Below are 19,972 nucleotides of genomic sequence, written 5' to 3'. Positions count from 1 at the left end.
CTCCACAGGCTGGCTTAGGCGTTATCTGATAAAACCGCTATTTTGTCACAGCCACGGCGAGAATGAACCTGTCTGGTGTAATATCATCGTTAATCCTCCGCTATATGGTTAAAAAAGGAACCAAAAAGGATGCTTTTTACGCTAAAGAAAGTGATTGGCGGTATGTTATTGCCGCTTCCGCTGATGTTGCTGATGATTGGCGTCGGCCTGGCGCTGGTCTGGTTTAGCCGCTTTCAGAAGACCGGAAAAGTATTTATCAGCGTAGGTTGGCTGGCGCTATTGCTATTAAGCCTGCAACCCGTCTCTGACCATTTGCTGCGCCCAATAGAAAACCGCTACCCTACCTGGCAGGGTCCGCAAAAGGTGGAATATATTGTGGTTCTCGGCGGCGGCTATACCTGGAACCCGCAGTGGGCGCCGAGCTCCAATTTAATTAACAATAGCTTACCGCGGCTGGCGGAAGGCATTCGGCTGTGGCGTGCGAATCCGGGAGCAAAGCTGATTTTTACCGGCGGCGTAGCAAAAACCAATACGGTAAGCACGGCGGAAGTCGGTGCGCGGGTGGCGCAGTCGCTGGGCGTACCGCGTAACGATATTATTACGCTGGATAAGCCAAAAGATACGGAAGAAGAAGCCGCCGCCGTTAAGCAGGCCATCGGCGACGCCCCTTTCCTGTTGGTAACCTCCGCCTCGCATTTGCCGCGTGCGATGATTTTCTTTCAGCATGCCGGGCTGAATCCGCTTCCCGCACCGGCGAATCAGTTGGCGATCGATTCGCCGCTCAATCCCTGGGAGCGGGCAATTCCGTCCCCGGTCTGGCTGATGCACAGCGATCGCGCTGGGTATGAAACATTAGGGCGACTTTGGCAATGGCTGAAAGGCATATCAGGCAAGCCAGGGGAGTAATGATTTCGCCGCCAGATCAAAATTGGTACGGTTAAAACGTCCGGTATTGACCAATTGCGCAACCTCGTCCCACAGCACATAGAGCCAACGCCGCCAGATGAAGGACTCCGCCACTGGCGCGCGTTGCAGATAATGCCAAAGCAATCCCTCCGCCAATGGATTATCCATCAGGCGAAACAGTTCGAACTCTCTCGGCGCCCACAGCATCAGCCCGGGGCCGACCATCGCCAGAAGCTGATCGCTACGGGCGTCTTTAAGCATACTGCGCAGGCAGAAGTTGCCATGCACCAGTACGCAGTTGTCGTTAAACCCTTCAAATAACGAAGGAAGACATTCTCTGGTACGAAACAGAATGCGTTTGTCCTGCATCGTCAGGCCGGTATTGCTGAACTGATTTAGCGTCGTCCACAGCACCTCCACCCGCTGACGATACCAGGAAGGCCAGATATTCTCCTGAGTATGGTCTACGGCGCCAACGCAACCGCGGCTATCCTGCCGATGCCAGGATAACAAGCCTTCGACAATCTGATCTTTTAGCTGTTCCCAGCGTTCCGGAGTGCGCGCCGGCGCCTCGACCGGCACACCGCGCAGTCGTTCCAGTAGCAGCACATCCGGACCAGGATGCTCTTCATGCGTCAATACGCCATAGATTACCGGCATCCTCACCGTACCGCTACGCGCCAGCATTGAGGTTTTCCATGCCAGTTGCTGCGCAACGCCGGGAGTGGTAAAGCTTCGCGCCATCAGCGGCATCGGATTTCCCTGGCTGTCATATAATGACCACAATGCGGAATCCGCTTTCTCATTCACGCACTCTATACGGCTAAGTTTTTCACCCAACAAATGACTGAGTTCGGCCCGCAACTGTTCCATTCCAGATTACCCCCATTAGTGCTACTGCTTTAATAATGAGCGTCGTATGGACAGATGTCACCCGTATCAGATCAAGGGAAGAAAAGAAAAATGAGGAAAATCGTAACGGTACGAGAAAGCCGCCACTAGTGAGCAGACGTGAGTATTCATCTTTGCGCTATCATACCGCGCTGTTCATGACCGTCTAAGACGATCATGAACAGGATCATGTTAACGCATTTCAGCGCGCACGCGCTCCAGGTCGTCGGCGGTGTCTACGCCCGTGCCGGGCACCGCTTTGGCGACGGCGACATGAATTTTTTCGCCGTACCACAGCACACGGAGTTGCTCCAGCATTTCAATATGTTCCAGCGGGCTGGGTTGCCAGCTCACGTAACGGCGGATAAAACCCGCGCGATAGCCATAAATGCCCAGGTGACGAAGGCAAGTATCCCCTACCGTTTCCAGACTTTTTGCAAAGCGATCGCGATCCCAGGGAATCGTCGCCCGGGAAAAGTAAAGCGCATAGCCTTCAGCATCCAGCACGACTTTTACCGCATTCGGGTTAAACGCTTCTTCGGCGCTGTGAATCGGCACCGCCAGCGTCGCCATGCCAACCTGGCGCTGCGCCAGATTTTCCGCGACCTGGCGAATAATAACCGCCGGGATCATCGGCTCATCGCCCTGAACGTTCACAATAACAGTATCGTCGCTGAACCCGCACTTCTCTACCACTTCCGCCAATCGTTCGGTGCCGGACTGGTGATCGGCGCGCGTCATGCACACTTCGCCGCCAGCCGCTTCTACCGCACGAGCCACGTCTTCATGATCGGTGGCGACAATAATGCGTTCCGCGCCAGATTCGCGCGCCCGCTCCAGGACATGAACAATCATGGGCTTACCATTAATATCCACTAATGGTTTGCCTGGCAGTCGGGTAGATGAAAAACGGGCCGGAATGATGACGACGAAACTCATGATTTACTCTCATCAGATGTCAGGGCGCGAGCTTCATTTTCCAGCAATACAGGAATGCCGTCGCGTAACGGGAAAGCGAGATTATCCAGTTTGCAAATTAATTCTTGCTGTTCCTGGTTATACCAGAGTTTGCCGTTACATACCGGGCAGGCGATGATTTCAAGCAGACGATGATCCATAGTTCCTCCAGATGGACCGGATTGTGAATCCTTCAATATTAACATAATCGGTTATGGTGCAGGGTCTATTTCCCAGCCATGACGCATGGCGCTAAACAGGCCTGGCGGACATTGTCCCAGCGTCACGCGCGATGCCCGTTGCCAGGCAGCAAACGCGCTAATAGCCTGCCAGATTCCTTTTTGCAGACTAACGCCAGGGCGGATATCGTCCTCCAGATACAGCGAGATAACCTCAAGCACCCCCGTTTTACGGTGCATTTTGGCATCCATTCGCCCGACTAAACGGCCCTGGTATAATAGCGGCAGCACAAAATAACCGTACTGGCGCTTCGCCGCAGGCGTATAACATTCCAGCCGATAGTTAAATCCGAAAAGCTGCGCTGCCCGCTTGCGATCCCATACCACAGGATCGAAAGGCGACAGTACTGCGCTATGGGTCGCCTTTAAGGCGTTATTTAGCGCCGGTTCCAGCTGCGAAAGAAGATCGGCATGAAGCCACATCCGACCCAACGTTTCCACCTCGACCGGAATAATCTGCTGCTGTTCCGCCCGGCTCTCCCGCCATCCCTTCAGGTCAGGACGTTTCAGGCGGTAGTAATCCGCCAGCCACTGTTCACGGAAAATCCCCAGACTGCGCGCGCTATTATCCAGCATCAGACTTTCCGCCTGCGGCTGTGACAGTCCATCGCGTTCATCATCCCAGTGCGGCATCACACGGGGCGTTAAATCATATACACGTTGAAAATTACGCCGCTCAACAACCATGACTTTTCCGGCGGTAAATAAACCCTCAAGGTGGCGTTTATGTGGTTTCCATTCCCACCAGCCGCTGACGCCTTTCCGCGCATGTTCAAAATCGGCAGAACGCACCGGACCGTGCTCCTGAATATGCCGCACTAGCTGTTCTATTTCTTCCGCGTGCTCATGCATCCATGCCGCGCGATATTTCCAGCCCATCTTTTCCGGCGACAGCATACGATGGCGGATAAGTTTAAAGTCGCGGCGTGGTAAGAAACAGGCCTCATGCGCCCAGTATTCCATTAACTCGCCGCGTCGCAGCGCCTCATCCAGCCAGGCCTGCGGGTACGAACCGAGACGGCTAAACAGCACCAGATAGGGGCTACGTGCGACAACATTGATGGTATCAATTTGCAGCAACGCCATGCGTGAGATGGCGGCAAGAACATCGCCAGGCAGCGCGTTACGGCGCGGCTTTTTCAATAGCCCCTGCGCAGCAAGGTGAAGACAACGGGCCTGGGAAAGAGAAAGGTACGGCAATGACATTCATGACTCCATAAATTCATCACTGCCGCTGCATTGGGGGACGCTAGCGAACCAGCGAGGTGATATGTTCAAGCAACTTATCAGGCTGCTCACCGGACAAACGCGCATCAACCGGTAAGAACCACCAGTTATCTTCGGCAAAAGCACGGCATTTCACCGCGTCTTTTTCCGTCATTACCAGGGTCTGCCCTTCACCGACCAACGCCTGAACGTCAGCAGGGGCGAGCGTTTGATGATCGGCCAGCGGGACACACTTTTGCGGATGCGCGCCACAGGCTTCCAGAGTCGCGAAAAAGCGCGGCGGATGACCGATGCCCGCCATCGCCACAATATTGCTCAGTTGCGCCACATCGCAACGCGCTCCCGTACGTAAGTTCACCGCCAGTCCAGGCGTTAGCTGCATGGGGATTTCGCCCGCCCGGGCGACGCCGCCATTCACGATAGCGGCATCCACGGTTTTCAGGCGACTGGCGCGTTCGCGCATAGGGCCGGCAGGAAGCCACCAGCCGTTGCCAAAACGGCGCACGCCGTCAATCACCACAATTTCAATATCTCGCGCTAGTCGGTAATGCTGCAACCCATCGTCGGTGATAATAATCTGCACATTATGCGCCGCCAGAATCGCTTTCACCGCCGCGGCGCGTTCAGGCGCCACCGCGACAGGCGCGCCGGTCCGTTGATAAATCAATACCGGTTCATCTCCCGCTTCTGCGGTTGTCGTCTCCGGCGTCAGGAGCAGCGGATAAGCGGCAGCTTTCCCGCCGTAGCCGCGGGAAACGACCCCCACGCGCACGCCACGCTGTTGCAGCTTTTCCACCAGCCAAATGACTACGGGTGTTTTACCGTTACCGCCAGCCGTAAGATTCCCTACCACAATCACCGGTACCGGCGCTCGCCAGGCGCGTTTAAAACCAAGCTTATAGCTCAGACGAATCGCCCCGCTCACCAGGCCATACAGCCAGGAGAGCGGCAGCAGTAACCGCCATAGCGGGGATTCACCCGACCAGATACGCGCAATCATTGGCCAAATTGCATCTTATGTAGCTGGGCGTAAACGCCGTGTTGCGCCAGCAGTTCGCTATGAGTGCCGCGCTCAACGATAATACCGTCTTCGACCACAACGATCTCATCCGCCTGTTCGATGGTGGAGAGACGGTGCGCAATCACCAGAGAGGTACGGTTTTTCTGCAGCTCATCCAACGCTGCCTGAATCGCACGTTCAGACTCGGTATCCAGCGCGGACGTAGCTTCATCAAGGATCAGAATCGGGCTGTCGCGCAGTAAGGCGCGGGCAATCGCGATACGCTGGCGCTGACCGCCGGAAAGCAGTACGCCGTTTTCGCCGATGATGGTATCCAGGCCATTATCCATCTTGTTGATAAAGTCCATGGCATAGGCCATGCGCGCCGCCTCTTCAATCTGCTCGCGGCTGTATTCTTCCGTCCGGGCATAAGCAATGTTATTGGCGACCGTGTCGTTAAACAGATGCACGTTTTGCGAAACCAGCGCCACCTGATTACGTAGAGAGGCCAGAGTGTATTCGCGTAGATCGTGACCATCCATCAGGATGTGTCCTTCATCAATATCGTAGAAACGGGTGATCAGACTGGCGATAGTTGATTTACCCGATCCGGAACGCCCCACCAGCGCCACGGTTTTCCCGGCAGGAATTTTCAAATTGATGTTACGCAATGCCGGCACTTCACGGCCCGGGTAAGTAAACGTCACATTGCGGAATTCGAGATCGCCGGTCGCGCGGTCAATGACACGTTTACCTTCATCTTTCTCCTGTTCGCTATCCAGAATCGCAAACAACGTCTGACAAGCCGCCATCCCACGCTGGAACTGCGCGTTAACGTTTGTCAGCGATTTTAATGGACGCATCAGCGCGATCATGGAGGAGAACACCACGGTGATGGTCCCTGCCGTCAGGCTATCCATTACACTTGGGAAGCTCGCAGCATAGAGAACAAACGCCAGCGCCAGCGAGGCAATGAGCTGAATGATAGGATCGGAAATTGACGAGGCAGAGACCATTTTCATGCCTTGCAGTCGCATCTTATTGCTGACTTTATCAAAGCGTTTAGTTTCGACTTCCTGACCGCCAAAAATCAGTACCTCTTTGTGTCCTTTCAGCATTTGTTCAGCGCTGGTAGTCACTTGTCCCATCGTGTTCTGCATATTTTTACTGATGCTGCGGAACCGCTTTGAGACAACGCGAATCGCAATCGACACAATCGGCGCTAAAACAACCAGGATGATCGACAGCTGCCAGCTGTAATAGAACATCATGATAAACAATCCGATGATCGATGCCCCTTCACGCACCACGGTAATCAGCGCGCCAGATGAAGAAGAGGCAACCTGTTCTGAATCGTATGTAATACGCGACAGCAGCGTACCAGTAGACTGTTTATCAAAGAAGGCGACGGGCATTCCCATCATATGGCCAAACAGGCGACGGCGCATGGTCATTACCACCTTGCCTGACACCCATGAAATACAGTAGCTGGAGATATAGCTAGTGATGCCTCGTAATATCATCAGCCCAATAACCACCAGCGGCATCCACAGCAACACTGAGCGATCCGTTTTACCGAAACCATCATCCAGTAATGGCTTGAGGAGCGATAGCATGAAGGTATCGCTGGCTGCGTTGAGAATTAACGCTATGCCCGCCACGATCAGACCTGCTTTAAAAGGCGCTATGGTTGGCCACAGTCGGCGGAAGGTCTGCCACGTAGAGAGATCTTTATCGTTATGCATTCAAAAAACCAGCATTTGTTGAAATAGCCGCATATTCTACCCGTTATCCTCGGACACGCCAAACCACTGATGATACCAGCGAGGTAAAATTTGATCCCGCAAGCCTTGTATGCGCCAGCCCTGCGGAGAAAACCGCAGCGAAATTTGCCCCTGGTGGGGTGTATCAAACCACTGATACGCCTGCTGTCGGTAGCGCTGTTTTACCTTGCGGGACGGCAGCCGCCATGCGTTATAGCGCGATGCGGACGCCAGCGCCGCTTCACCATGTACGCGCTGAATAAATGGTAGCGACGACGACGTATTACTACCATGATGCGGCACCTGGATAAACGTCGCCGCAAGATGTCGCCAGTAACGACTTAGCATTTTTTGTTCAGCGCCCGCTTCGATATCGCCCGTGAGCAGGATGCTATGTACACCGTCATCCACTTTGACCACACAAGAACGGTTATTTCCTCGATCGGCACTTTCGCGTAACGGCCAGTGCGCCTGAAACGTTAGCCCCTGCCATTGCCACTGCTCGCCGCGAAAACAGGGCAAATGTCCCTGCCAGCCTAACGGGCTGCGAATCCACATTGACGGCCAGATCCGCTGTAGCGAACGCAGCCCACCCCGATGATCCAGATGCTCATGACTCAAAATAACGCCCTCCGGCGTCAGATTATGCCAGCGCAACCAGGGAATAATAACCTGTTGCCCGCTGTCGCCCTCCGGCCATGCCCGACCGGTATCGTAGAGTATTACTTTATCGCCCCTGACGATCGCTATCGCCAGCCCCTGACCGACATCCAGCATATGCACCTGCCATCCGCTGGCGTTTATTGGCCGCCAGAGTGGCCAGCTCATCAACAATAACCCGCATAAACAGACCGCCGGCCAGGTACGCCAGACGTTTAATCGCCACGCGATAAGCGTTAGCCAGGGCAAAAACGTCAGCCACTGCCAACGGTTATCAATATTCACCCAGCCCTGCGGTAAAGCATTCAACAGGTAAAATAGCGCGGCTAACGCGCGATCGGTCAGGTACCATACCCACTCTTCAAGAAAAAACGGCCCGGTTAAATGCAGAATCATTCCCGCCAGGATGAGCGGAACCGTCACAAATGTGACCCAGGGTACGGCAAAAAGATTCGCCAGCATTGCGGTAACGCTTATGCCATGAAAAAGCGCCACCTGGAGAGGCAAAAGCAGAAGTGTAATGCCTGCCTGTAGGTGAAGCAGGTTAAGCAACCAGCGTAAGCCTCGTGGAAAATTTCCGTTTGGCGCAGGAAACCACTGATACCAGAATAACAGGCCGGCAACCGCAAATGCTGACAGCCAAAGACTTTGTGATATAACCGCCACAGGATCGGCGAAAATAATCGCGGCCAGACAGCAGCACCAGACTTGCCAGCCGCTCCACTGTCGTCCGCTTAATTTTAATCCTCCCCAGACGCTCAGCGCCGCCACCGTGCGCAGCGCAGGCGGTTGTAAGCCGGTAAGCCAGGCATAACATATCGCGCAAAGAATGCCGCCCAGCAATGGCGTCTGCCAACGAATCCATCTGACCGGCAAAAAGAATTGTCCGCCACGGATTAATCCGGCAGCCAATAACGCAGCAAAAGCGATATGCAGGCCGGAAATCGCCATCAAATGGGCAGTCCCCGTATCGCGCATAACGGCCTTCACCTCCTGCGACACCGCTCCCCGCTCCCCCATTCCCAACGCCAGAATAACCTGCTGCCACGGATAAGGCGCAAGCGTAGCGCGAAGCGAAGCAAGATAGCGCCCTCGCAAGCTACACTCAGGGTTAATCGCTTTAGCCTGTAGAAAACGCCCGGTCAACGGTTGATGCTGCGCCAGCGCGTAACGTTGGCTATCAAAACCGCCTTCGTTAAGCTGTCCGTGTACCGCTCTGACCTTCAGCGTCATCGCCCACTGTTGTCCGGCACACACTTCCGTGGGTAAGTACTGGCCATGCAGGACAATCCCTACAGCAGGAAAGAGCGGCTTTCCGCGCAAATGGGTGATTCGCCCATAATGAGTGGTCATATGATCGGTGGCAGTAATGACGACTGTCGCCTCCTGCGTCGCGGCGGGCAGGACGTTTCCCGCCCAGATGGCCTGCCTGGCGGCAAATATCCCCCACATGAAAAAGAGCAAAGTTAATGCCGCGTAGCGCGCATAGTGATGGGGTATGAGGCAAAGCAAACATGCCAGACAAAACAGCACCGCGAGAATCCACGTGTCAGGTAATACTGGCAATATCATGAGCGGAAGTATGCCGCATACTACGCATACGCTGACCGTCGTTATCTTCATAGACACCTCCCTGTGCGGGAAAGTGTGCAGGTTCAGGACGCCATTGTCTGGAGGGGATTTTGTGCTATACGGCGCGGATTCCAGGTTTTTTACCTGATAAATGTAAGACGCAGCAAAAAATGCGAAACGTTTTCCAGTTTTCGGTCGAATAGCGTTTGCGCCTGACGGCGTATAAATGAAAAAAGCACCCTGGAGGTGCTTTTTTCGGGTTCAAGTTTTGCGTTAAAACTTAACCGTAAATATTGGCGCGATCGCGCAGTTCTTTACCCGGTTTAAAGTGAGGAACGTATTTTCCTTCCAGTTCCACTTTATCGCCGGTCTTGGGGTTACGTCCGGTACGAGGCGCGCGGTAATGCAAAGAAAAACTGCCGAAACCGCGGATTTCAATACGCTCGCCCTGCGCAAGAGTCGAGGCCATATGCTCCAGCATCTCTTTTACCGCGTCTTCAACCGCCTTAGCGGGAATGTGAGATTGCTGGGTTGCAAGTCTTTCAATCAATTCTGACTTGGTCATGATTCCTCCGGTTCCTTAAAGGCAAATTGGCTGCAGCCGTGAGATTGATTAAGGGCGGCCGTAGCCGCCCTTAGTGCTTGATTACAGGCCGAAACCTGCAATCTGTCAAGTAATCTCGTTATACTTCGGACTAAAAGGCCCGAAGTTTCAGAGGATTACTCGCCTTTAGCTGCTTTGAATGCTTCAGCCATTGCGTTGTTAGAGAAGTTTGCATCTTCCTGTTTGTTAACAGTTGCGATAGCATCTTTCTCGTCAGCTTCGTCTTTCGCACGAACAGACAGGCTGATTGCGCGGTTTTTACGATCAACGCCGGTGAATTTAGCTTCAACGTCGTCGCCAACGCTCAGAACCAGAGTCGCATCTTCAACGCGGTCACGGGATGCTTCAGAAGCACGCAGGTAACCTTCAACGCCGTCAGCCAGTTCTACGGTTGCGCCTTTCGCGTCAACTGCAGTGACTTTACCGGTTACGATAGCGCCTTTCTTGTTCAGAGCAACCCAGTTGTTGAACGGATCTTCTGCGAGCTGTTTAACGCCCAGGGAGATACGTTCACGTTCTGCGTCAACCTGCAGAACAACTGCAGCGATTTCGTCGCCTTTTTTGTATTCACGAACTGCTTCTTCGCCTGCAACGTTCCAGGAGATGTCAGACAGGTGAACCAGGCCGTCGATGCCGCCGTCCAGGCCGATGAAGATACCGAAGTCAGTGATAGACTTGATTTTACCTTCAACGCGGTCGCCCTTGTTGTGGGTTTCTGCGAACTGCTGCCACGGGTTAGATTTGCACTGCTTCAGACCCAAGGAGATACGACGACGTTCTTCGTCGATATCCAGAACCATCACTTCCACTACGTCGCCAACGTTAACCACTTTGGACGGGTGGATGTTTTTGTTGGTCCAGTCCATTTCGGAAACGTGAACCAGGCCTTCAACGCCTTCTTCGATTTCAACGAAGCAGCCGTAGTCGGTCAGGTTGGTCACGCGACCGGTCAGTTTGGTACCTTCCGGATAACGTTTAGCGATAGCTACCCACGGATCTTCGCCCAGCTGTTTCAGGCCCAGGGATACACGGGTACGCTCGCGGTCGAATTTCAGCACTTTCACGTTGATTTCGTCGCCAACGTTCACGATTTCGCTCGGATGCTTAACGCGTTTCCAGGCCATATCAGTGATGTGCAGCAGGCCGTCAACGCCGCCCAGATCAACGAATGCACCGTAGTCAGTGAGGTTCTTAACGATACCTTTAACTTCCATGCCTTCCTGCAGGTTTTCCAGCAGTTGATCGCGTTCTGCGCTGTTTTCGGATTCGATAACGGCACGACGAGAAACCACAACGTTGTTACGTTTCTGGTCCAGCTTGATTACTTTGAATTCAAGCTCTTTGCCTTCCAGGTGCAGAGTGTCACGCACCGGACGAACGTCTACCAGAGAACCCGGCAGGAACGCGCGAATACCGTTCAGCTCAACAGTGAAGCCACCCTTAACTTTGCCGTTGATAACACCGGTAACAGTTTCAGCATCTTCGTAAGCTTTTTCCAGCGTGATCCATGCTTCGTGACGTTTAGCTTTCTCACGAGAGAGCAGAGTTTCACCGAAGCCGTCTTCTACTGCATCCAGAGCAACGTCAACTTCGTCACCAACCTGGATTTCCAGTTCGCCCTGGGCGTTTTTGAACTGCTCAGCCGGAATGGCAGACTCAGATTTCAGACCGGCGTCAACCAGTACTACGTCTTTGTCGATAGCAACAACAACACCACGAACGATGGAACCCGGGCGGGTTTCGATTTCTTTTAAGGATTCTTCAAAGAGTTGAGCAAAAGATTCAGTCATGTTTAATCTTCAGGTTTCATATTTAACGTCCACCTGGCTCCGTGCCGGATGGGGTTGTTTAACATACCCGCTGTCAATCCTTTGCAACGGGGGTACTACAAATTCGGTCGCATTTAAGCGAGAGCCAATTTTTGGCGCGCATATTGTAACGCTTTTTCAATCACTTGCTCAATGCTTAATCGGGTAGAATCCAAAACTAATGCATCAGCAGCAGGAACTAACGGCGCTACAGCGCGATTACGATCGCGATCGTCGCGTTCCTTGATCTCGGCCAAAAGGCGTTCAAAGTTAACACTAAAGCCATTCTCCTGCAACTGTAGCATACGTCGATGCGCACGTTCCTCCGAGGAGGCGTCAAGGAAAATTTTTACCGGCGCATCCGGGAAGACCACGGTCCCCATATCGCGTCCATCGGCGATTAAACCAGGCGCTTCGCGGAATGCACGTTGGCGGCGAAGAAGCGCTTCGCGCACGCGTGGGAATGCCGCCACCTGGGATGCCGCGTTCGCGACTTCCTGCGTACGAATTTCGCCGCTAACGTCCTCGCCTTCCAGGATAACTTCCAGGTTGCCGTCCGTTGAGACGAAACGCACGTCCAGATGGGACGCCAGCGGCACCAGCGCATCTTCAGAGGCGAGATCGACATGGTGGTGCAATGCCGCCAGCGCCAGTACGCGGTATATCGCGCCGGAATCCAGCAGATGCCATTGCAATGCTTCCGCCATTGCTTTGCACAAGGTGCCTTTACCTGCACCGCTTGGGCCATCAATGGTTATTACCGGGGCAATTGCCGTCATCTTTATCTCCTTAAACAGGCGTACCGTTAACGTAAACGCCGCGCATTATACGCGCCAACGCTCGCGACCGTTAACGTTGCGTGCAAAAACCAGTTTTGTCTGTAATCAGATGCGGAATAATTGCGCAATTATAGCGGGCCGGCGAGAAACCAGCCCGAAAGATGACAATGATTTACTTTTTATCTTCGGCAATTCTGTCGCGCATATGCTGCGCGCGATCGGCTGAGGCCGGGTGGGAGTCCATCAATGATTTTGCATGACCTGCGTCCATTGTGGCGAATTTATCGAATGCCGTGACTAAGCCCTGGGTGTTAATCCCGCGTTTTTTCAGCAGATCGTAAGAGAAGTCATCCGCATCCGACTCCTGACTGCGAGAAAACGCCGAATTGATTACGCCTTCCGCCAGATCGCCCAATTGAGACTGGGAAAGCTGCGCTGCGACGCCGCTGGTGGCGGAAATCGCATCGCGAGCCGCCAGCGTGGCATAGGCGGTTTGCATTGCCTTGCGGGAGTGCCCTAAAGAGACATGGCCCAGTTCATGGCCCAGTACGCCTTCAATTTCATTATCGGTCATCAGATCCATCAGGCCGGAGTATACGCGAACGCAACCGTTCGCCATCGCCCATGCGTTGATATCGCTGGTCATATAGACTTTATAGCTAACCGGCGTACCGTCAATGTTGTTACCCAGCGCTTTGGCGATTTTGCTCAGACGTTTGGTGTATTTGCTTTTCGAACCTGCCAGTTGATTCTCGCTGTCCATTTGTTTACAGGCATTATTAGATAATGCCTTAACATCCGCATCGGACAGTGTGGCGGCTTTGTAGGCTGACATGCCGGAACTGGCGATTAAATTGCCATTCACGCCATTTTTACATCCTGCCAGTAGCGTAGCGGAAATCGCCACCGCCAGTAATAATGATTTATTTTTCATACTAATCTTCCGTTGATAACTATTATAAAAAACACATAAATCAATGTGTTAAATCATCAACAAATTAGCATTAGTCATAATTGTAAAAATAGTGCGAATGCGGACCTCGATGCGCCAGCCTGTCGACTGGCGCAACAGAAGGATTAGGCAGGCGTACTCATCCGCGCCAGTTGTTCGAAATAATCAGGGAACGTTTTTGCGGTACATTTAGGGTCCAGGATCGTGACTGGCGTATCGGACAGTGCGACCAGTGAGAAACACATCGCCATACGGTGGTCGTTGTACGTGCCAATATCCGCGTGTTGGAGCTTCGCCGGCGGCGTGATACGAATATAGTCGTGCCCTTCTTCGACTTCAGCGCCCACTTTACGTAGCTCGGTCGCCATCGCGAACAGGCGATCGGTTTCTTTCACTCGCCAGTTATAAATATTGCGCAACGTCGTGGTTCCTTTCGCAAACAGCGCCGTGGTGGCAATCGTCATCGCCGCATCCGGAATATGGTTCATATCCATATCTATGGCGTGCAATTCGCCGCGCGTGCAGGCAATAAAATCATCGCCCCAGGTAATGGTCGCGCCCATTTTCTCCAGCACATCGGCAAAACGAATATCGCCCTGCATACTTTTGCGGCCAATCCCGGTCACTTTTACCGTGCCGCCTTTTATCGCCCCGGCGGCGAGAAAATAGGACGCTGACGAGGCATCGCCCTCGACCAGATAGCGACCTGGAGAGTGATACTGTTGACCGCCCTTCACGACAAATTGTTGGTAGTGATGGTTCGCTATCTCCACGCCAAAGCTTTTCATTAAATTTAGCGTGATATCGATGTAAGGTTTTGATACCAGTTCGCCTTTAACGCGAATAGTTGTGTCTTCAGGCGCCAGCGGCGCCGTCATCAGCAGAGCGGTCAGGAACTGGCTGGAAACGCTACCATCAACCTCAATCTCGCCGCCGATAAAACCGCCGCGCAGACGCAGGGGCGGATAGTTTTCCTGCTCCAGGTAATCAATATTCGCCCCGCCCTGACGCAGCGAATCAACCAGATGGCCTATCGGACGCTCTTTCATACGCGGTTCGCCGGTTAACACTATCTCATTTTGCCCCAGACATAGCGCTGCCGCTAACGGACGCATCGCGGTTCCGGCATTACCGAGAAACAGTTCCAGAGCGCCTGGCGCACGTAATGCGCCGCCATTACCCGTGATATCACAGCGGGTGCGATCGGCAGAAAGGGTGTAATTGATCCCCAACGCGCTCAGGGCATTGAGCATATGGCGGACGTCATCGCTATCCAGCAGATTCGTCAGAACGGTTTTACCACAAGCTAAAGCCGCCAGGAGCAAAGCACGGTTTGAAACACTTTTGGAGCCAGGTAAATTAATGGCGCCATCGACCCGCGCGATGGGTTGTAACGTCAGGGATTCCATGAAACTCAACTCTCAAAAAACAGAAATAAAAACCCCACAGACTGGCCGTGGGGATGAAAAAAGAAACGTATTAGCCGTGGCGACGCTCAAAATCGATCATGAAATCGGTCAGCGCTTTTACCCCTTCAATCGGCATGGCGTTATAGATAGAGGCGCGCATACCGCCAACAACACGGTGCCCTTTTAAGGCGTGCAGACCGGCGGCGAAAGACTCTTCCAGAAAGACCTTGTCCAGCGCATTGTCCGCTAACTGGAACGGAACGTTCATCCGCGAACGGTTGGCCTGTGCGACATCGTTACGGTAGAAATCGCTGTTATCAATCACACCGTACAGCAACTCCGCTTTTTGCTGATTGATTTTGTGCATCGCCGCCACGCCGCCCTGCGCTTTCAACCATTTGAACACCAGGCCGGAAAGATACCAGGCGAAAGTCGGCGGCGTATTAAACATCGAGTCGTTATCATTCAGGACGGTGTAGTCGAGGATGGACGGGCAACTCTCATGCGCCTTGCCTAACAGATCCTCCCGGACGATAACCAGCGTCAGTCCTGCCGGACCGATATTCTTCTGCGCGCCAGCATAAATTACGCCATAGCGAGAGACGTCCAGCGGCGCAGACAGGATGGTAGAAGAAAAGTCCGCCGTGACGACCACCTCCGGGCCAAAATCCGGCGTTTCATCGATGGCGATGCCGTCAATAGTCTCATTCGGGCAATAGTGTAAATAAGCGGCGTTATCGGAAAGCTGCCACTCGCGCATCGGTTTTACGGCACGTTTGCCGTCAACGGTGATTTTGGCGTCGATAATCTGCGGCGCACAGTATTTTTTGGCTTCTTTGATAGCGCTCGCCGCCCAGTAACCAGCATCGACATAATCCGCCGTGGTTTTATCGCCCAGCAGATTGAGCGGCACGCCAGCAAACTGCCCGCGACCGCCGCCGTGACAAAATAAAACTTTATAGTTGGAGGGGATATTAAGGAGATCGCGAAAATCCTGCTCCGCCTCTTCAGCGACCTGGATAAACTCTTTGCCTCGATGGCTAATTTCCATTACCGACGTACCAAGACCGTGCCAGTCACGCAGTTCCTGTTGCGCCAGTTTAAGTACTTCCGCCGGTAGCATCGCCGGACCTGAACTAAAATTAAAGACCTGAGCCATTTCCCCTCACCACGCTGCATTGTTTCCTGCCTGACAGACATCAGGCAAACGTTATTCATGTGAATATCGGTTTTATCATTCAGTGACACGCGCCGCAATGGGTAAAACAATGCGAGGAGAAAATGCGGCATGCGTCACACAACAGAATCTTCCGGATTAACCGTATAAATCCGATATTTTCGCTGTTAAACAACGCGTTTAGCCCGGCTTGCCTTCGTCCATTCTGGATTTGCGCAGCGCGGACATAATTGCTTTTCCCCGACGTTCATGCGTATCACTTCACTGCAACGTACGCAGGCATAGTCGCCAGCCTCCGGCGCCACGATAAAGCGTGGCGTACAGTGCTCAGGAAGAATGCTTAACCCCGGCTTAACGTCTTTATTTTCAAAGAAATAGACGCTGATTTGTCCGTTTGTCTCCAGGATGGCCAGTCTGACCTGCCCCAGTTGCTCAACGCCATTCAAGCGAAGCTCCATAAAAAACTCAAACTCCGTCATGTTCGAGCGCTGCAGTTTTTCCCACGCCAGTTCGCCGTCTTCAACAATGACTACCGACTTGCCTTCCAGCAGATCTTCCAACTTTTCACTATGCGCCATCAGCCACATGACCAGGCGATAGAGCAGCGCCAGGGTGATGAATACCACCAGAACAGGGAGCATCGGAACGTCATCATAAAACGCGACGTCGCCTGCCGCCGACCCCAATGTCAAAATGATCAGCACTTCAAAAAGCGACATTTGCCGTACGCCGCGTCGTCCTGTCACCTTTAAGAAAAGAAACACCAGAACAAAGGTGTAAAAGCTACGTAGCGCCACTTCCCCCAAAAACGCTACCGGCACGTTATCCAGCGCCATTCGTTGCAAATCAAATGCTTTCATTTTTTATGCTCTTCCTGTGAATTCCAGTGTAAAAGCATAGCCAATACTTTTATTTCCGCCGATGTCCCGGCGAGATAGCGCCCGTCACATAAAACCCGTATCATTGCGCGCTTTCCGTACGACAAAAGTGATTTTCATGACGCAAACATTTATTCCCGGCAAAGACGCCGCGCTGGAAGACTCCATCGCCCGCTTCCAGCAAAAGTTACTCGACCTCGGCTTTCACATCGAAGAGGCCTCCTGGCTGAACCCGGTGCCAAACGTCTGGTCAGTGCATATTCGCGATAAAGAGTGCGCGTTATGCTTTACCAACGGAAAAGGCGCGACCAAAAAAGCGGCGCTGGCCTCGGCGCTGGGCGAATACTTCGAGCGTCTGTCAACCAACTACTTTTTTGCTGATTTCTGGCTTGGCGAAACGGTCGCCAACGGGCCATTCGTGCATTATCCGAATGAAAAATGGTTCCCGCTGACTGAAAATGACGACGTACCGGAAGGCTTGCTTGATGCCCGTCTGCGCGCGTTTTACGATCCGGAAAATGAACTCACCGGAAGCCAGTTAATTGATCTTCAGTCCGGCAATGAAGCACGCGGCGTCTGCGGCCTGCCATTTACCCGTCAGTCCGATAACCAGACCGTGTATATTCCGATGAATATTATCGGCAACCTGTATGTCTCTAACGGAATGTCCGCCGGCAATACGCGTAATGAAGCCCGCGTTCAGGGACTGTCGGAAGTCTTCGAGCGCTATGTGAAAAATCGCATCATTGCGGAAAGTATCAGTCTGCCGGAGATTCCCGCAGAGGTGATGGCGCGTTATCCGGCGGTAATGGAGTCAATCGCCACGCTGGAAGCCGAGGGTTTCCCGATTTTCGCCTATGACGGCTCGCTGGGCGGTAAGTATCCGGTTATCTGCGTCGTGCTGTTCAACCCGGCTAACGGTACCTGCTTTGCTTCTTTTGGCGCCCATCCTGACTTTGGCGTTGCGTTGGAACGTACAGTGACCGAACTACTCCAGGGACGCGGTCTGAAAGATCTTGATGTCTTCACCCCGCCAACGTTCGATGATGAAGAAGTCGCGGAGCACACTAATCTGGAGACCCACTTCATCGACTCCAGCGGCCTGATTTCCTGGGATCTGTTCAAACAGGACGCCGATTACCCGTTCACGGACTGGAGTTTTTCCGGCACTACCGAAGAAGAATTCGCCACGCTGATGGCCATCTTTGCTGCTGAAGATAAAGAAGTTTACATTGCCGATTACGAGCATCTCGGCGTATACGCCTGTCGTATTATCGTACCGGGAATGTCTGATATTTATCCTGCCGAAGATCTGTGGCTGGCCAACAACAATATGGGTAGCCATCTTCGTGAGACTCTGCTTTCGCTGCCCGGTAGCGCCTGGAATAAAGAAGACTATCTCAATCTGATTGAACAATTGGATGAAGAAGGTTTTGACGATTTCACCCGCGTGCGTGAACTGTTGGGTCTGGCGACCGGAGCGGACAATGGTTGGTATACACTGCGCGTCGGCGAATTAAAAGCAATGCTAGCGTTAGCGGGCGGCGATTTGGAGCAGGCGCTAATCTGGACAGAATGGACGATGGAGTTCAATTCGTCGGTCTTTAGTCCGGCACGCGCAAACTATTACCGTTGCCTGCAAACGCTGCTGCTCCTGTCGCAAGAGGATGCGCGTCAGCCGCTGCAATATCTCAATGCTTTTATAAAAATGTATGGCGCGGAGGCTGTAGAAGCCGCCAGCGCCGCGCTTAGCGGTGAAGCGGCTTTTTACGGGCTACCGGCTGTCGACCACGATCTACAAGCGTTCCCGGCGCATCAGTCCTTGTTAAAAGCGTATGATAAATTACAGCGCGCGAAAGCAGCATACTGGTCAAAATAAGGCCATATGAGTGACTTAGGGTAGGTTTACCCTCTCGGCTGCGTTATATTACGGGGCGCCTTTGCGGCCCCGTTTTATTTATTTTCGCTAAACGGCGAAAAATGTAATAACAAGGTTAAATATTGGTTGTTGATATTAAATTAATTGACATAGTGATGTTACTTTATTTGTTGATTACTCCATATTAATTAACCGTGCAGCAGGAGGAGTCAGGAAAAAATTCAACTCTATTTATAATTTTTAAAATTTATTTTTATTAGAATAATCAAAAAGTTACACCGTAATTGCATAAAAGCCATGCGACTTACGGGCCTATAAGCCAGGCGAGATATGATCTATATCAAATTCTCATCTATAATGCTTTGTTAGTATCTCGTCGCCGACTTAATAAAGAGAGAGTTAGTGTGAAAGCTGACAACCCTTTTGACCTTTTACTCCCTGCAGCAATGGCCAAAGTGGCTGAAGAAGCAGGCGTCTATAAAGCAACGAAACATCCGCTTAAGACTTTCTATCTGGCGATTACCGCCGGCGTATTCATTTCAATTGCCTTTGTTTTTTATATTACTGCGACAACCGGTACTGGCGCGATGCCTTATGGCATGGCGAAACTTATCGGGGGTATCTGTTTCTCTTTGGGACTGATTCTCTGTGTTATTTGCGGCGCTGATCTTTTCACCTCTACTGTTCTGATCGTTGTAGCTAAAGCTAGCGGTCGCATCACCTGGGGGCAACTGGCTAAAAACTGGTTAAACGTCTATTTTGGTAACCTGATTGGCGCTCTGCTTTTCGTGTTACTGATGTGGCTTTCCGGCGAGTATATGACTGCCAACGGTCAATGGGGACTTAACGTCCTGCAAACCGCCGACCACAAAATGCACCACACTTTTATTGAAGCTGTCTGCCTCGGTATTCTGGCGAACCTGATGGTTTGTCTGGCCGTGTGGATGAGCTATTCAGGTCGTAGCCTGATGGACAAAGCGTTCATCATGGTACTGCCCGTCGCCATGTTTGTCGCCAGCGGTTTTGAGCACAGTATCGCAAACATGTTTATGATTCCTATGGGTATTGTAATACGCGATTTCGCTACACCGGAGTTTTGGACCGCAGTCGGTTCGTCTCCGGAAAGTTTTTCTCACCTGACCGTGATGAGCTTCATCACTGATAACCTGATTCCGGTCACGATCGGTAATATTATCGGCGGCGGTTTGTTGGTCGGGTTGACATACTGGGTCATTTACCTGCGTGGTAACGAGCATCATTAATCTGTTGAT

17 protein-coding genes are annotated in these 19,972 nt (G+C 52.5%); 3 read left to right on the top strand and 14 right to left on the bottom strand.

Annotated features, from left to right (window positions below; all coding sequences use genetic code 11):
* The first annotated feature begins 129 nt into the window (after positions 1 to 129).
* Positions 130 to 906, top strand: a complete 777-nt coding sequence (gene elyC / locus J4645_RS03445) for an envelope biogenesis factor ElyC (RefSeq protein ID WP_000899567.1) — start codon at positions 130 to 132, stop codon at positions 904 to 906.
* On the opposite strand, the gene J4645_RS03440 is transcribed toward elyC, so the two are convergent.
* The 14 genes from J4645_RS03440 to J4645_RS03375 all read right to left on the bottom strand — a co-directional run bounded on the left by J4645_RS03440 (position 886) and on the right by J4645_RS03375 (position 16,804).
* A complete protein-coding gene (locus J4645_RS03440) occupies positions 886 to 1,779 on the bottom strand; it encodes a YcbJ family phosphotransferase (protein ID WP_000436895.1) in 894 nt (297 codons plus the stop codon). The genes elyC and J4645_RS03440 overlap by 21 nt on opposite strands.
* A gap of 210 nt (positions 1,780 to 1,989) precedes the next feature.
* Positions 1,990 to 2,736, bottom strand: a complete 747-nt coding sequence (kdsB, locus tag J4645_RS03435; RefSeq protein ID WP_000011576.1) for a 3-deoxy-manno-octulosonate cytidylyltransferase — start codon at positions 2,734 to 2,736, stop codon at positions 1,990 to 1,992.
* Complete coding sequence (ycaR, locus tag J4645_RS03430) at positions 2,733 to 2,915, bottom strand: protein YcaR (protein ID WP_000350061.1); 183 nt, start codon at positions 2,913 to 2,915, stop codon at positions 2,733 to 2,735. The genes kdsB and ycaR overlap by 4 nt, the downstream gene beginning before the upstream one ends.
* A 51-nt stretch (positions 2,916 to 2,966) precedes the next feature.
* Positions 2,967 to 4,199 (bottom strand): winged helix-turn-helix domain-containing protein, encoded by a 1,233-nt coding sequence (locus J4645_RS03425; protein ID WP_023215058.1) that lies wholly within the window; start codon positions 4,197 to 4,199, stop codon positions 2,967 to 2,969.
* Between the two features lie 43 nt (positions 4,200 to 4,242).
* Complete coding sequence (gene lpxK / locus J4645_RS03420; protein WP_023215059.1) at positions 4,243 to 5,220, bottom strand: tetraacyldisaccharide 4'-kinase; 978 nt, start codon at positions 5,218 to 5,220, stop codon at positions 4,243 to 4,245.
* Positions 5,217 to 6,965 carry a lipid A ABC transporter ATP-binding protein/permease MsbA gene (gene msbA, locus J4645_RS03415; RefSeq protein WP_000551246.1) on the bottom strand — a complete coding sequence of 583 codons (1,749 nt, stop codon included), beginning with the start codon at positions 6,963 to 6,965 and terminating at the stop codon, positions 5,217 to 5,219. The genes lpxK and msbA overlap by 4 nt, the downstream gene beginning before the upstream one ends.
* A 36-nt stretch (positions 6,966 to 7,001) precedes the next feature.
* Positions 7,002 to 9,266 carry a ComEC family protein gene (locus tag J4645_RS03410; protein ID WP_023215060.1) on the bottom strand — a complete coding sequence of 755 codons (2,265 nt, stop codon included), beginning with the start codon at positions 9,264 to 9,266 and terminating at the stop codon, positions 7,002 to 7,004.
* 229 nt (positions 9,267 to 9,495) lie between these two features.
* Positions 9,496 to 9,780 carry an integration host factor subunit beta gene (ihfB, locus tag J4645_RS03405; RefSeq protein WP_000167332.1) on the bottom strand — a complete coding sequence of 95 codons (285 nt, stop codon included), beginning with the start codon at positions 9,778 to 9,780 and terminating at the stop codon, positions 9,496 to 9,498.
* Positions 9,781 to 9,935: 155 nt separating this feature from the next.
* Positions 9,936 to 11,609: a 30S ribosomal protein S1 gene (gene rpsA, locus J4645_RS03400; RefSeq protein WP_000140324.1), complete on the bottom strand. Its 1,674-nt coding sequence runs from the start codon at positions 11,607 to 11,609 to the stop codon at positions 9,936 to 9,938.
* A gap of 113 nt (positions 11,610 to 11,722) precedes the next feature.
* Positions 11,723 to 12,406 (bottom strand): (d)CMP kinase, encoded by a 684-nt coding sequence (gene cmk / locus J4645_RS03395; RefSeq protein ID WP_000125007.1) that lies wholly within the window; start codon positions 12,404 to 12,406, stop codon positions 11,723 to 11,725.
* A gap of 172 nt (positions 12,407 to 12,578) precedes the next feature.
* Positions 12,579 to 13,340: a M48 family metallopeptidase gene (locus J4645_RS03390; protein ID WP_000792301.1), complete on the bottom strand. Its 762-nt coding sequence runs from the start codon at positions 13,338 to 13,340 to the stop codon at positions 12,579 to 12,581.
* Between the two features lie 143 nt (positions 13,341 to 13,483).
* Positions 13,484 to 14,767, bottom strand: coding sequence for a 3-phosphoshikimate 1-carboxyvinyltransferase (gene aroA, locus J4645_RS03385; protein WP_023215061.1), 1,284 nt, complete (start codon positions 14,765 to 14,767; stop codon positions 13,484 to 13,486).
* Between the two features lie 70 nt (positions 14,768 to 14,837).
* Entirely contained in the window at positions 14,838 to 15,926 is a 1,089-nt protein-coding gene (gene serC / locus J4645_RS03380; protein WP_000079590.1) for a 3-phosphoserine/phosphohydroxythreonine transaminase, read from the bottom strand.
* A gap of 185 nt (positions 15,927 to 16,111) precedes the next feature.
* Entirely contained in the window at positions 16,112 to 16,804 is a 693-nt protein-coding gene (locus J4645_RS03375) for a DUF421 domain-containing protein (protein WP_000642868.1), read from the bottom strand.
* Positions 16,805 to 16,940: 136 nt separating this feature from the next.
* Between J4645_RS03375 and ycaO the strand changes: the two genes are divergently transcribed.
* Both ycaO and focA read left to right on the top strand, forming a co-directional pair.
* Positions 16,941 to 18,701, top strand: a complete 1,761-nt coding sequence (ycaO, locus tag J4645_RS03370; protein ID WP_000194822.1) for a 30S ribosomal protein S12 methylthiotransferase accessory factor YcaO — start codon at positions 16,941 to 16,943, stop codon at positions 18,699 to 18,701.
* 404 nt (positions 18,702 to 19,105) lie between these two features.
* Positions 19,106 to 19,963 carry a formate transporter FocA gene (gene focA, locus J4645_RS03365; RefSeq protein ID WP_000642539.1) on the top strand — a complete coding sequence of 286 codons (858 nt, stop codon included), beginning with the start codon at positions 19,106 to 19,108 and terminating at the stop codon, positions 19,961 to 19,963.
* Positions 19,964 to 19,972 lie beyond the last annotated feature (9 nt).

The organism is Salmonella sp. 32082101201600294FB01SM01, assembly GCF_017572865.1.
Classification (GTDB): domain Bacteria; phylum Pseudomonadota; class Gammaproteobacteria; order Enterobacterales; family Enterobacteriaceae; genus Salmonella; species Salmonella enterica.
The sequence above is the reverse complement of the archived record's forward strand: the minus strand, read 5'-3'. Positions and strand labels throughout refer to the sequence as shown.